Origin of the sequence: Luteolibacter algae, assembly GCF_042683045.1 — a bacterium.
Classification (GTDB): domain Bacteria; phylum Verrucomicrobiota; class Verrucomicrobiia; order Verrucomicrobiales; family Akkermansiaceae; genus Luteolibacter; species Luteolibacter algae.
In genome coordinates this window covers 322083-336115 of sequence record NZ_JBHUIT010000031.1, presented here as the reverse complement: position 1 = coordinate 336115, position 14033 = coordinate 322083, and the positions used below count along the sequence as shown (strand labels likewise).

Sequence of the window (14033 nt, the reverse complement as noted above, 5' to 3'; positions counted from 1 at the left end):
GTCAAACGTGGCTCCGGCAGCCAATGGTGTGCCAGTGAAAACTAAATGGATATTGCTCTTTCTGATCACAGCGGCAGCCGTGGCAGCTATTTTTCTCCGCAATCCCGGATCACAATCCAGCAAGCTGGGAGAAGACGCCCATGCCGTGACCATGGAAATTCTGGCGCAGGGTCCACGGCCTCCAGGCAGCGAAGGATTGGACAAAGTCCGCGCTCTTCTGAAAGACAAATTGGAAAATGCTGGCTGGGCGGTAACATTCCAGGAATTCGAACGCGACACATCCATTGGTAAGATCAAATTTTCCAATCTCCGCGCCCGTTTCAAAACCGGCAAAGAAGATCCATGGGAACGGCAGGTCCGCGGGATTCTCTGTGCCCACATCGATTCAAAATACTTCAAGGATAAGGAATTTCTGGCCGCGGACGACGCGGCCTCCGCATGTGCCGCTATCGTGGTGATGGCGAAAAACCTGGCTGAGGAGAAGCCCCAGCAAGCCGCCGATTTGGAATTGGTCTTGTTTGATGGTGAAGAAGCTTTTGCCTTCAATATGACAATCCTAGACGGCCTGTATGGTAGCCGGTTTTATGCGAACTCATGGCGTGCAAGAGACGACAAGCCGAAATTCGGAATACTCCTCGATATGGTGGGTCATAAGGATCTCAAAATCCGCATCCCCTCTGACTCACCGGAAAAACTCTCTTCCCTGATGTTCTCTGCGGCGGAGAAAAATGGAGTATCAAAGCATTTCGGAACAGCGGCAGGCAGCATCATGGATGATCATGTTCCCCTCAATCTAGTCGGCATCCCAACCCTGGACATCATCGGCGATTTCCCGTCGACCCGCTGGTGGCACACCCCGGGTGACAACGCCTCGATCATCTCCACGGAGTCCTTGGGAATTACGATTGGCGTCGTAGAAAAGATGTTGGACGAATTATTGAAAGAATGACTCTATCGGCTCTGATACGCGGCAAACATTTTTAAGAACGCCGGTGAAAAGTCATCTGGTTTCTTCTCAATCCATTTGGCGATTTCAACGATCGGAAACGGCATCATTGATTCAATTTCGGCTGCCGGAAAACTAACGGAGCCTGTATGACGGGTGAGAAACAGATAGATATGCTCCCAACCGTTTTCAGCAGTGGGTTGTAAACTCGCCAAATGCTCCAGGTCCTCGGCAGTCACCTTCGGAATTCCAATTTCTTCGCTCAATTCACGAATTGCAGCCTGCTGGTAATTTTCGCCGGCATCCAGATGACCTGATACGCTCGAATCCCACAAACCCGGGTTCCGATCCTTACGGAGCGAACGTTTCTGGAGGTATAGATCCCCGTTTTTGTTTATTACGAAAACATGAACCGCCCGATGAATGAGATTGTCCCGGTGGACCACGGCACGTGTCGCGGTGCCCTTCAGCTCATCATTTTCATCGACGACATCGAAGAGTTCATCGTCGTTCTGAGGTTTATCTCCCAACGGATTCGAGTCATAAGCTCTCGTCAAATCAATCCATTTCTGCAGATCCAGGGCTTCTCCCCGGACGGTGAGAGGTAGGCCGAGTTTCTCGGAAACCGCTTCCCAGGAAGGCGTATCGGGTAATTGCTTTTTGATTTGTTTGCGCCGCTGGGCAAAGCCACGGCGGACAAGCTCGTCAAACAGACGTGCGTCGAAAGTAGGTGCGTTTTTGTCCTCCCGGGGAGTTAGCACGGCCACGGCGGAATCGATACTTGGCCGCGGATGGAATGCCTCCGGCGGCACTACGCGCAGCGATTGGATATGCCAGTTCACCTGCATTCTAAGACTCAGAACACCATATTCCTTACAGCCGGGCTGTGCTCCAAGGCGGTCGATCACTTCCTTCTGCAACATAATCACCGCACGGGAAAATGGATGAGGCCGCGACAGCATGTTTTTCATAATCGCTCCTCCGGATGAGTAAGGCAGATTTCCTAGAAATTTCACAGTGCGATGCTTGAAAAGCAAACGTCGATCAAATTTTGCTCCATCGGCGAGGTGAACCTCCACATCCTCACGATCACGGAATCTCTCGGTCAAAGCCTGGGCCAGACGCGGATCGAACTCGATGAGTATAACGTGTTTGGCTTTTCCTAGAACATGCTCGGTCAGCGAACCGGTTCCTGGCCCGACTTCGACGACAGTGTCATCTGGCGTGAGTTCCAGTTGGGAAACGATCCACCGGGCCATGTTGGGGTCGGTAAGGAAATTCTGCCCCAGCTGCTTGCTAGGAAGAACATTGGCGCGCTCAAGGATATCGCGGATTTCGTGACCAGTCATTTCTTGCAAAGTGGAGAGCTTCAGCCCGATTGACCAGCGCGTAAATTTGGGACTCGGGAAATTATCTCCCAGTGAAGACCTGTCCCTTTCCAGACTGCCAAGCCGATTTCACACTTTCGAAAAGCGCCTCCAATTGCTTCGAGGAAAGAATCCGGTATTCGATGCTCTTCGCATGGGTGGTGACCGGATAATTTTTAGCCACCATGTTGTGAATCTCCACCCCGGTCACCTCGGCTAGTCGCGCGCCGGCATTCAAGCCGCTTTCCGCGAGTTTTTTGGTAGCACCTCCCTGATCCGATGCATTCGCCGGAACGACAAAGTAAAATCGGCCTAATGCCTGCCCTTTGGTGTCGATTGATACTTCATCGACGATCAACGCTCCATCCAGCACGTATTTGTGCCTGCTGACAGATGTAATCTGGTTCAATGCAACGAGATATTCCCCACCCTTCAGCCGCGCTTCCCAATATCCCGATTTCGCCACCGTTTCAGCCCCCTCGTTTTGCTCTTCCACCGGCTCCTGGCAAAATCCCGAGGTGATACAAACCAGGATTGGAATCAAAAATAGCATTGGATTTTTCATCCCTGACTAAATGCCACCGAAATGTTTTTTTGGCGAGCCTCCTGACGTATTGCTCACTGTAAAATAGTTGATTTACAAAAAACTCAAGCCATGGTTCCGCCATGGTTCGTTACCGCCCGAATGTTGCAGCATTAATCCTCAATAAAGATGGAAACTTATTGATCTGCGAGCGCTACACCGTTCCCGGCGCCTGGCAGTTTCCCCAAGGTGGAGTCGATAGCGGAGAGGCTCTCGAAGCCGCTCTTTTCCGGGAAATCCGGGAAGAAATCGGGTTGGAAAAGAATCACTACGATGTGCTGGAATCCCGTGGTGACTATCGTTATCTATACCCACCCGATGTTCGCGCGAAAAAAATCAAAAAGCACGGCAATCATGGGCAAGAGCAAACCTACTATCTCTGCCAACTCAAAGATGACGCCCCGCCGATCAATGTGAACCAATCTCCCCAGGAGTTTCGCGCCTATCGTTGGATTCATCCCGAGGAGTTTGATCTTGATTGGCTCCCGAGCTTCAAACATGAAGTCTACTCCTCCGTAATGCAGGATTTTTTTGGTATATCACTCATGCCTGAAAGTTAATTGCGCTTCCCTGGAACGTTAGTTCTACAGTAGAGGATCCCAATTCTACGGCCTTCCACTGAAGGATTTTCGTAAAAATCCTGCAATTGTTGCAATCGTGAGAATTGGACTTCCAAATTTCGGAAATTAGGGGCTATATATTCTCGTGAGCTTGCTAGTTAATTGCAATTAACAATCAATCTCATCCCATTCCTGTTTTTCTTTATTTTGTGCTGCGAGCACGCAACTCCGGGGGGAACTGCGAGCTTGCCGCTTAGTTCAGAAATTCTTTGGGGGAATGTGCAATAAGGCGCGGACTAATTTTTTAGTCCGCGCCCTTTTTGTTTTTAGAATGTATTCTCAGGACTGCTCATCCGGCGGAAGTAAGCTCCGCCGGATAATCTCCCTTTTCAATGAGCGCTCGGATCGAGGTCACCACGTGTGGTTTGTCGTCTGGATAGGTAACTCCAAACCAAGAAGCGCTGGTTTCCAGCACCTGGCATTTGGTAACCCCTTGGCTGATGAGTGAGTCTACCACTGTGGGGATGTAGCACTCGCTTTTCTCCTTTTCCACGTTGTCGGCGAGGAACTTTACAAATTCTGCCTCCAGGTGCTCCATAAAATTCGCCGGAAAAGCCCAGAAATTCATTGAAGCGGGAGCATCAGGAGCAATTTCGCGTTTGCTCCCATCCAAAGCATCTCCGCTGATCATTCCGCCGTCCGCACGCGAGATCTTCACAATTTCCTCCACATTTTGGAGGTAGCCTTCCTTGGAAACTTCACAAATTCCGCGGTTCACAGTGCCGTGATCGGAAAGGGTATTTTTGAGAGGGTAGGCAATGAGTCCACAACTATTCTCTGTATTATTATTCAGAAATTCACTCGCTTTCACGTAGGCGTCACTACCGTAGAAGTCGTCTGCATTGATCACCGCGAAGGGTTCGTCGATAATTCCACGGGCGGCGCGCACGGCGTGACTTGTCCCCCATGGCTTTTCGCGAGTCGCAGGCGGAGAATATGGTGCAGGAAGGTCATCCAGCTTTTGAAATGCGTATTCTACTTTGATACGATCCGCGAAACGTGCTCCAATGCCCTCTCTGAAAGCATCTGCAAAATCCTCACGGATCACAAAGATCACTCGATCGAAACCTGCGCGAATCGCGTCATATACCGAGTAGTCCAAAACAGTTTCCCCGTTTGGACCCATAGGATCGAGTTGTTTAAGACCGCCGTAGCGGCTCCCCATACCGGCAGCAAGAACTAATAGTGAAGGCATGGGCAATGAATGCACACCCCATGCTCGCCAGACAATACAATTATAGAATTAGCAAATTAGAAACGAGCCTCCGGATCAGGGTTGCAGAGGCTCGTTTCCAAAAAATCAAGGCAAACGGCGTAAATTCTAGCAGTTAGGCAGGTTTCATCAGATATCCAGCTACCCAACCTTCACTGCCATCATGGTTTTTACACCAATGCCAGCCGTGAACTTGGCGAATGGAGCTTACCTTTTCCCCTCTTTTGACATTCAGAATTGTGGGGTCGAAATCCTCCAAGACAGCCCAGCGATCCTCTCCGAGCGGTTCGAGAATGCTCGCTGGCACATAGCCACTACATTCATCGGCATTGCTTGCCCAAATCCAACCGGGCCAGGTTTTATCCGCTGGCCCGCTGGTAACTTCCTGTCCTGCGGAAAGGTGAAGAGCGCGAGAATTTGTCTCCTCATAATCCGCATTGATAAGGTAATCCATTTGAATCTAAATCGTTGGGATTTACTCTGCTCCGACAGTCTCAACATCCGGCTCGGATTCCGAATCAGGACGGGTGCTGTCAAAAACAAGCTCTTCCGAGTCTGCTTTCTTTGTCACAGTAACAATGTCTCCGGTCTTGACCGTGCCTCTCAGCAAAGCCTCCGCAAGTGGATCTTCAAGGAAGCGCTCGACCGCCCGGCGCATCGGTCTGGCCCCATAATTCGGATCAAAGCCTTTTTCCGCGAGGAGGTCTCTTGCATCTTCCGCAAGAGTGAGATCGATCTCTTTCTCCTTCAGACGTTTGACAAGTTTTGCAACCTCCAGATCGACGATTTGGTTCAGGTCCTTTTTCTCCAGCATATGGAATACGACCAAGTCATCCAGACGGTTAAGGAACTCCGGTTTGAAGTAGCGTTTGGATTCCTCAAGAATTTTTCCTTTCATTCCTTCAAAATCGCCCTGCTCCTCGTTCATCGCACCAAAGCCCAATGAAGTCTGACGCTTGATCGTGGACGCACCCACATTGGATGTCATGATGATGATCGTATTCCGGAAATCAATTTTCCGACCTAGCGAATCCGTCACTGTCCCGTCTTCAAGAATCTGAAGCAGCAAATTCATGACGTCCGGGTGCGCTTTCTCGACCTCATCAAAAAGGACTACGGAATATGGCCTCCGGCGCACTGCCTCGGAAAGCTGACCACCTTCTTCATATCCAACATAACCTGGAGGAGAGCCAATCAGACGGCTCGCGGTGAATTTCTCCATGTATTCGGACATATCAATCTGAATCAACGCTTCAGTATCTCCGAACATGAACTCCGCAAGATTTCTCGCAAGGTAGGTCTTTCCAACACCGGTGGGTCCCAGGAAGAGGAATGAGCCGATCGGGCGCTTCGGATCCTTTAGATCCGCACGAGAGCGGCGAAGTGCTTTCGAGATGGCAATGACAGCCTCATTTTGACCGATCACACGGTCTTTCAAGTCATCTTCCATCCTGAGGAGCTTTTCGGTTTCCTTCTGCTCCATTCTCTGGAGCGGAACACCGGTCCACTTGGAGACAACCGCCATGATATCCTCATCGTCCACCACGACAATTTTCTCCTCGGAAGAGGCACGCCATTCTTTCAGGGTATCTTCCAGCTCCTTCTTCGCGTTTTTCTCATCATCGCGCAAAGCAGCAGCTTTTTCGAAATCCTGTTCGGCGATCGCAGCAACCTTTTGCTTGTTGATTTCGTCAATCAACGTCTCGGCTTCCTTGATGGACGGCGGGCGTGTCATAGTTCCAATCCGAGCGCGCGCACCTGCTTCATCCAGGACATCGATGGCCTTATCGGGAAGATACCTTGCGGTAAGATAACGGGAGGTAAGCTTCACTGATGCCTCGATGGCCTCAGGGGTGTATTCCGCCTTGTGATGGGATTCATACTTATCCCGCAGACCCTGAAGGATGAGAATCGCATCATCGACCGATGGCTCATCGACTTTCACCTGCTGGAAACGGCGCTCCAGCGCGGAGTCCTTCTCGATATATTTCCGATATTCGTTCAAGGTTGTCGCTCCGACACATTGGAGCTCCGAGCGACTCAGCGCCGGTTTGATGATATTCGAAGCATCCATCGCCCCTTCCGCGGAGCCTGCTCCGACGATCGTGTGAAGTTCATCGATAAATAGTATCACATTTTTCACCTTACGGATCTCGTCCATCACCGCCTTGATGCGTTCTTCGAACTGCCCGCGATACTTGGTTCCTGCCACCATCAGCGCAAGGTCCAGAGTGATCACTTTTTTCTCACGGAGGAGCTCCGGAACATTTCCACTTACGATTTCCTGGGCAAGCCCTTCAACAATCGCAGTTTTGCCAACTCCGGCTTCTCCAATCAATACAGGATTGTTTTTCGTGCGGCGGCAAAGAATCTGGATTACCCGCTCGATTTCGTCTTCGCGCCCGATTACGGGATCCAACCCGCCTTCTTTCGCGAGTTTTGTTAAATCACGACCGAAAGCCTTTAGTGCCGGCGTTTTGGCTTTCCCCTCACCAGGGTCACCACCGTTGGAACCATCACCTTGGGAACCGGATTCCTCATCGAAGACACCGAGATCGTCATCGTCCTCTTCGTCATCGTCATCATCCATATCCTCAGGGGAAAAATTGGGATCGATTTCCGCGAGGATTTCATTACGGGTGCGTTGGATATCCACGTCCAGGCGCTTGAGCACCCGTGCGGCGACGCCTTCACCTTCACGTAGAAGTCCGAGCAGAAGATGCTCTGTTCCCACGTATGAATGGTTCAAAGCTTTCGCTTCCTTGTTGGCCAGAGCCAGAACCTTCTTTACCCGTGGAGTGTAAGGAATATTTCCGGTGCTTTGCTGCGGGGGACCGGAGCCCACTTCTTTTTCGACTTCGAGTCGCACGGTTTCAAGCTCGAGACCCATACGCTCGAGGACATTCACCGCCACGCCTTGTCCGAGCTTGATTAGACCAAGCAAAAGATGCTCTGTGCCTACATAGGCGTGATTGAAGCGATCGGCCTCTTTGCGGGCCAGCGCCAGGACTTGCTGAGCTCTTGGAGTAAAATTGTTCATGCGTTTTCAGTGTTGCCGTCCTCAGGGAAACGGTCGGTTTGATCATTCTTTTGATTAAAATTATCAGGGGAATTGAGGGATTGCAAACGAGAGCGAACAATTTCCGCCCGAATCGAATCCCGATGCTCCGGTGATAGCTTAGTTCCAGCATGTAGCTGAAGGTGTGCCTGTTGAATGTCCATCAGCAGAGTATCGCACAGATTCACGGTTTCAGCAGGAAAAAATCCCAGATTACCTCCCAGCCTGAGAAGGGAGAGATGATTCAGCGCCTCTTTGGAATCGATGATGAAAGCATGTCTGAGCACGCCATAGGCACGGCCGATTTTATCGGCTACCATTTCAGGATCTTCTTCCATGAGCTTCTCCCGAGCATTCTGTTCATGGGTTGCAACCTGGGCGATCACGCGCTCCAAACGGCTGATGATAGTTTCCTCACTTTCCCCGAGTGTCGATTGGTTGGATATCTGATAGAGATTGCCCAAGGATTCGGTCCCCTCCCCGTATAACCCGCGCACGGCAAGTCCGATTTTGTTCACCGCTTGCAGCACTTGGCCGATCTGATCGCTCAGCACCAAAGCGGGAAGATGGAGCATGGATGAAGCCCTGAGACCGGTGCCAAGGTTGGTAGGACAGGTGGTCAGATAGCCCAAATTCGGATCAAACGCATATTCAAGTTTTCCCTCCAGCTCGGTATCGAGCTCGGAAAGCGCCTCGTATGCTTCAGTCAGCTTCAAGCCCGGGCGAATCGATTGCATGCGCAAATGGTCCTCCTCGTTCAACATGAAAGAGAAACTCTGCCTCCTCTCGATAACGGCACCGGAGCCATCAGTGCGGGCGGCATGCTCCCGGGAGATCAGGTGTCGCTCCACCAATACTTGCTTCTGGACCGAAGAAAGATCGCCCAACTCTCTGGAAAACGCATCTTTCATTGCCGGGAGCTCTTCCACAGCAGGACGGAGGATCTCTAGGGTTTTCACACGTTCCGCTTTCCTCGCCCAGCCGGGGAATGAATGTCCCCGCAGGTTCCGCGCAAGACGTATCCGTGAGGTGATCACCGCGCTATGCTCCGTCTGAACACCCGTCATCCAGTCCGCGGGATGGCGGATCAATGTGGAAAAACGCATCATTTGCTTACCTTATCGAGATTATTGATTTCGTCCCTGAGTTCCGCTGCCTCTTCGTAGCTCTCCGAGGCAATGGCCAGCTCCAGGCGATCCCGCAGCTCTTCGAGCTTTTGTTCACGAATGCGGACCTCCATCAAGCCTTCCGGGACTTTCCCCACATGGCTTACCCCTTTGTGCATACCACGCAGCATGGGTGCCAGATCGCTGGCAAATACCTTGTAGCAATTCCCGCACCCAAAGCGTCGAACTTTTTGCAAATCCTCAAATGAGAAGCCGCATTCCGGACAGATCCGGGCATTCCCTGCGATTTTTTCCTTCCGTGGAACGGGCACTTTTCCCATGTTTTTCTGGAAATTTCCCAGCAGTAGATCTGACATGGAAAAACCCGTTGGATCGGTTACACCGCGCTCCTTCGCACAGCTATCGCAAAGGCAAACTTTCTTCATTTGCCCTTCAGCAAGCTGTGTCAGGAACACGGTCGCTTTGTTATCGCAGTAGTCGCACTTCATTATCAGGATAAAACTCTAGCATATCATGCAAACGGGGTTCCAGTGCTCATCGCCAAGCTGTGAAACTCTGCGAGGAACTTCCTGGTCAGCTCTCCCGGCTTGCCATCACCAATCACACGTCTGTCCAAAGAGACAACCGGAATTACCTCTGCTGCCGTGCCGGTGAGGAAGCACTCATCCGAGATGAAAATATCATAGCGGGTCAACGAGCGCTCCACGACTTTGACTCCAAGCTTCGCGGCAATTTCAAGTATCACCGCGCGGGTGATACCATCGAGGGCACCATCGGAAATCAACGGGGTGAGGAGCTCGCCGTTTTTGATGATGAATAAATTGTCGCCGGTGCATTCCGCGACGTAGCCCTGCTCATTGAGCATCACAGCCTCCAGGGCACCACCTTGGATAGCCTCCACTTTGGCCATCACATTATTTAGGTAGTTCAAGCTTTTCACCTGCGGCATCAAGGCTGCCGGTGCCGGGCGGCGGGTCGCGCATGTGATCAGCGCAAGACCATTCCGATAATGTTCTTCCGGATACAATTTGATCGTAGAGGCAATGATAAACATCGAGGGCTTCGGGCACAAATATGGATTAAGCCCCAGCTCACCAGCACCACGTGTCACCACCAGGCGGATGTAGCCATCGGTAATGCCGTTTGCAGCCACCGTTTCACAGGTGAATTTGCACACCTCTTCCTGCGTCCAAGGCATATTGAGAAGAATCGCTTTAGCTGAATCAAACAGGCGGTGGATGTGCTCCTCCAACCTGAAAATCCTTCCATTATAAAAGCGAATCCCTTCGAAAACACCGTCTCCATATAACAAACCATGATCAAAGATCGAGATCTTCGCTTGCTGCTCGTCTACCAACTTACCGTCTAACCAAATTTTCATGCTTTTCTCGCCCACGAACCTAGGCTTCTCACAGCCAGTGGCAAGCTGGAGATGAGAAAATCGGCAAATCATTTTCGTAAAAATCGATCTCCCCGGTTTGCGGGAATTACGAAGGATTCGCGGTTGAAACTTTCCACGGAAAAAGGAACGCTTGGAAATGCTCCAAATCACCGCAGACCTCAAAGCCCTCCTTCTAAAAAAATCCGTGCGAACCGGGACTTTCACCCTCGCTTCCGGGAAGCAATCCGACCTTTATATCGACTGCCGGATGACCGCCATGGACCCCTTTGGCGCGGCGCTCATCGGAGAACTGGGCTGGCATGCGGTCCGCTCAAAGATTCATTCCGAGAAGCTCTCCATACAGGCAATCGGCGGAATGACACTCGGCGCGGACCCCATCTCCCTGGCGATCGGCATGGCATCCGCCCGCAATCATCCCGAGGAGGCACTCCAGGTTTTCACCGTAAGAAAGGAGCCGAAAGGTCACGGAGCAGGAAAGCAAATCGAAGGGAATTTTACACCCGGGCAGAATATCGTCGTGGTGGATGATGTCATCACCACCGGAGGGTCCACTCTCAAAGCGATCGATGCCATTGAGCGCGATGGCGGCGTAGTCAAGTTCGCCATTGTCCTGGTGGACCGGGAAGAAGGCGGTCGGGAAGCAATCGAAGCCCGCGGTATTCACGTGATCCCACTTTTCACCCGCAGCACCCTACTATCCTGAGTGTATTGCATTGACAGAACATTCCTTCCCCATGCGATATAAAGAAAATACATGGCGGATTTTCCCAATAAACCCAAAGTCGCCGTCCTGGTAAGCACCGCCAACGGCTGGGGACGGAATATTATCAAAGGTATTCTTTCGTATGCCAGCGAGGTTGCGCCCTGGCAGCTATCACTGCGTTCCTCGGAGCTGGAGAGCTTTTACAGCATTCCCAAAGACTGGAACGGAGACGGAATCATCGGACGCATCTCCGATCCTGCCCTCGCGGAAGAAATCAAACGCACCGGGCTTCCCGTCGTGGACGTATCGGATACCTCCCTCAGCGGCTTTTCCTCCCCCTGTTTCCGAACGGACGACTTGGCGGGGACCAAAATGGCAATCGATCACTTCAAAGAGCGCGGCCTGAAAAACTTCGCCATCGTTGGCCCTTTGGATAAGCCTAACCCGCAGTGGTATACCGAGGCCTATCGGAGCCACCTGGCCACTCTGGGTCACACTTGCGAGACATTCACGCTGGAGGATATCGACAAAGACCAATCGGCAAAATTCATCGACTGGCTCCAGAAGCTTCCGAAGCCAGTCGGAATCCTTACATGGGGACATAATTTCGCCATGAAAACCGTCAGCACCTGCATGGACATCGGCATATCCGTCCCGCATGACATCGCTGTTCTCAGCGGAGATTATGACGAGCTCCTGAGCAATGCTTGCTTTCCGGCGCTGGCGGGGATCATGCTGCCAACAGAGCAGATCGGCTACCGCGCGGCCCAGACCCTCCACCGGATTCTTGAGGGTGAGCCCATTGAGGACTCAATCACCTATATTCCTCCTCTGGGGATACAGCCTGGACCATCCACCGATATGCTGGCAACCGACGATCCCAGAATGGTCGAGGTGGTTACATTCATACGGGAACATGCTTTTGCACAGATCACGATGAAAGATATCATCAAAAAAGTCCCCATGGCCAGGCGCTCGCTGGAGCGTCGTTTCCAGCTGGCTTTCGGACACTCACCGAGCGATGAGATCCGCCGCATCCGCATGGTTCACGCTAGGGAGCTTTTGGTGAAAACCACATTACCGATGCAGCAGATCGCGGAAGCGTGTGGCTACGCGACCTACAATCATCTCACGACAGTGTTCAAAAAGCACGTCGGCTGCACGCCGCGGGACTACAGGAAACGCTACCGCAAGTAAGCTTCGCCGGAGCCTCGGCAGTAGCCCGGATTGACCCGCCAGGGACGCGGCGACATCTCAATCAAAAGGAGCGGCAATTCTGTCCCAATGGAAAGTTTTCACTGCGTATTGGTGTGACCGATAACTCAACTCGGCGATATTGCCAGATTACGTATACTTTTTACGCATTTACGAATTTCGACGAGCCGGATTTTTCCTATTCTGACTAGTTCCAAACTCCATGCAAACATCCCACCTCACGAAATTATCCGCACGGATTCCTCTCCTTCTGGCCAGTCTTTTGCCACTTGCATCCATTCATGGGGGCACCTCCATGGAAAAGCCGAATATCGTATTCATATTGGTAGACGATCTGGGTTACGGCGATGTGGGATTCAATGGCTCCAAATACTATGAAACACCGGCGCTCGATGCATTGGCCGCGGAAAGTCTCGTTGTCGATAATGGATACATGTATCCATCGTGCTCCCCATCCAGAACCTGTTTTTTCACAGGCAAGCAATCATTCCGCACAGGAGTTTACACAGTCCCCGTCCTCGAAACAGGAGACGACCAGGAAAATATCTTTTCACGATGGACCGTCGAGTTGAAGCACACGCTTTTTGCCGAGCCGCTGGAGGATATCGGCTATCAATCGATTCATCTGGGAAAATGGCATATCGTCGGCCCGTATCCGGATGAGGAGTTGGCCTCATCTTTCCCATTGAAGGAAAAACTCACGCAGCCGGATCCGGGCGAATACGGTTGGTCTTACCGGCACAAAACTCCGGAGCTTCAGAAATATTATCCGGAAGGACGCGGATTCAAAAAGAACGTCGGTGGCACCTACCGCGGCGATCCCGCCCTGGAAGTCGGCGGGTATAAAAGCGAGACAGGCGGATACTTCGCTCCTTTCAGCAATCCCTTCATTGAGCAGAAGCCCGATGATGAATGGCTTACCGACCGGCTCACTGATGATGCCATCGAGTTCATGGAAGAAAACAAGGACGCCCCGTTTTTCGTCAATCTCCACTACTACGCTGTTCACGGGCCCGTCCGCGCACGCAGTGAAGAACTCTTGAAAAAATATACGGAGAAGGCTGGAGACCCGGTGCTAGGACAAGGTATGGCTACAGGGAAACGCCATGCCGAGCAGGCCGCGTATGCCACGATGATCGAATCTGTGGACGATAATATCCAACGCATTCTCGATTACCTAAATGAAAACGATCTACGTAAAAACACTCTGATTATCTTCACTTCTGACAATGGTTATAATGGTGGAATGAGCGCAAACGATCTCCTCCGTGGCTCCAAGGGCTACATCTATGAAGGCGGTATCCGCGTCCCCTTGCTTCTCAATTGGACTGATAAAATCAAGCCGCGCCGCACCGATACCGCAGTCAGCGTTCTGGATTTTTTCCCAACGTTTCTTGATGTTGCAAATGTGAAGGACTATTCCGGCACCTTGGATGGTGATTCCATCACACCTCTTTTCCAAGCCGAGGACGCACAACTAAGCGACCGTCCGCTTTTCTGGCATATCGCCAGCCAGTGGAAACATGGCACCTGCTCCGTCATTCGAAAGAATGACATGAAACTCATCCAGTTTCTGAAAGATGGAGCACTGGAACTCTACGATTTGAAAAAGGACCCTCTGGAAGCCCACAATCTGGCGGAAGAGGACAAGGAAACCGCAAGCAAATTGCTCGCGGAACTTGTCGAGTGGCGGAAAAGCAATCAGGTGCCATTACCGCCAAATTCGAGCTTGGAATTCTAAATCCTCGCAGAAGATTCTCCGTATGATACATATAGATTTTTCCCAGCTTGAAAACTTG

13 protein-coding genes are annotated in these 14033 nt (G+C 51.5%); 5 read left to right on the top strand and 8 right to left on the bottom strand.

Features of this window, described 5'->3' with window-relative positions; all coding sequences use genetic code 11:
- The first annotated feature begins 34 nt into the window (after positions 1-34).
- Positions 35-949, top strand: a complete 915-nt coding sequence (locus ACFSSA_RS13725; RefSeq protein ID WP_386821096.1) for a M28 family peptidase — start codon at positions 35-37, stop codon at positions 947-949.
- A 2-nt stretch (positions 950-951) separates the two neighbouring features.
- On the opposite strand, the gene rsmA is transcribed toward ACFSSA_RS13725, so the two are convergent.
- Entirely contained in the window at positions 952-2295 is a 1344-nt protein-coding gene (rsmA, locus tag ACFSSA_RS13720) for a 16S rRNA (adenine(1518)-N(6)/adenine(1519)-N(6))-dimethyltransferase RsmA (RefSeq protein WP_386821095.1), read from the bottom strand.
- 61 nt (positions 2296-2356) lie between these two features.
- Positions 2357-2857 (bottom strand): hypothetical protein, encoded by a 501-nt coding sequence (locus tag ACFSSA_RS13715; protein ID WP_386821094.1) that lies wholly within the window; start codon positions 2855-2857, stop codon positions 2357-2359.
- A 122-nt stretch (positions 2858-2979) separates the two neighbouring features.
- On the opposite strand from ACFSSA_RS13715, the gene ACFSSA_RS13710 reads away from it, so the two are divergent.
- Complete coding sequence (locus ACFSSA_RS13710; protein WP_386821093.1) at positions 2980-3456, top strand: NUDIX domain-containing protein; 477 nt, start codon at positions 2980-2982, stop codon at positions 3454-3456.
- Between the two features lie 349 nt (positions 3457-3805).
- Here ACFSSA_RS13710 and ACFSSA_RS13705 read toward each other — a convergent pair whose 3' ends face one another.
- The 6 genes from ACFSSA_RS13705 to ilvE all read right to left on the bottom strand — a co-directional run bounded on the left by ACFSSA_RS13705 (position 3806) and on the right by ilvE (position 10295).
- The gene (locus ACFSSA_RS13705; RefSeq protein ID WP_386821092.1) at positions 3806-4711 is read right to left on the bottom strand and encodes a nucleotidyltransferase family protein; all 906 of its coding nucleotides are present in this window, start codon (positions 4709-4711) and stop codon (positions 3806-3808) included.
- A gap of 133 nt (positions 4712-4844) precedes the next feature.
- Positions 4845-5183, bottom strand: a complete 339-nt coding sequence (locus ACFSSA_RS13700) for an SH3 domain-containing protein (RefSeq protein WP_386821091.1) — start codon at positions 5181-5183, stop codon at positions 4845-4847.
- Between the two features lie 21 nt (positions 5184-5204).
- Complete coding sequence (locus ACFSSA_RS13695) at positions 5205-7769, bottom strand: ATP-dependent Clp protease ATP-binding subunit (protein ID WP_386821089.1); 2565 nt, start codon at positions 7767-7769, stop codon at positions 5205-5207.
- On the bottom strand, positions 7766-8896 hold the full coding sequence (locus ACFSSA_RS13690; RefSeq protein ID WP_386821088.1) for a protein arginine kinase: 1131 nt from the start codon (positions 8894-8896) through the stop codon (positions 7766-7768). The genes ACFSSA_RS13695 and ACFSSA_RS13690 overlap by 4 nt, the downstream gene beginning before the upstream one ends.
- Positions 8893-9402: a UvrB/UvrC motif-containing protein gene (locus ACFSSA_RS13685; RefSeq protein WP_386821087.1), complete on the bottom strand. Its 510-nt coding sequence runs from the start codon at positions 9400-9402 to the stop codon at positions 8893-8895. Before ACFSSA_RS13685 ends, ACFSSA_RS13690 begins: the two co-directional genes overlap by 4 nt.
- A 23-nt stretch (positions 9403-9425) precedes the next feature.
- Positions 9426-10295 (bottom strand): branched-chain-amino-acid transaminase, encoded by an 870-nt coding sequence (gene ilvE / locus ACFSSA_RS13680; RefSeq protein ID WP_386821086.1) that lies wholly within the window; start codon positions 10293-10295, stop codon positions 9426-9428.
- A 157-nt stretch (positions 10296-10452) separates the two neighbouring features.
- On the opposite strand from ilvE, the gene pyrE reads away from it, so the two are divergent.
- From pyrE to ACFSSA_RS13665, 3 genes are all read left to right on the top strand, one after another.
- Positions 10453-11019 (top strand): orotate phosphoribosyltransferase, encoded by a 567-nt coding sequence (pyrE, locus tag ACFSSA_RS13675; protein WP_386821085.1) that lies wholly within the window; start codon positions 10453-10455, stop codon positions 11017-11019.
- 51 nt (positions 11020-11070) lie between these two features.
- Positions 11071-12216, top strand: a complete 1146-nt coding sequence (locus ACFSSA_RS13670; RefSeq protein WP_386821083.1) for an AraC family transcriptional regulator — start codon at positions 11071-11073, stop codon at positions 12214-12216.
- 220 nt (positions 12217-12436) lie between these two features.
- The gene (locus tag ACFSSA_RS13665) at positions 12437-13975 is read left to right on the top strand and encodes a sulfatase (protein ID WP_386821082.1); all 1539 of its coding nucleotides are present in this window, start codon (positions 12437-12439) and stop codon (positions 13973-13975) included.
- The last annotated feature ends 58 nt before the right edge of the window (positions 13976-14033 follow it).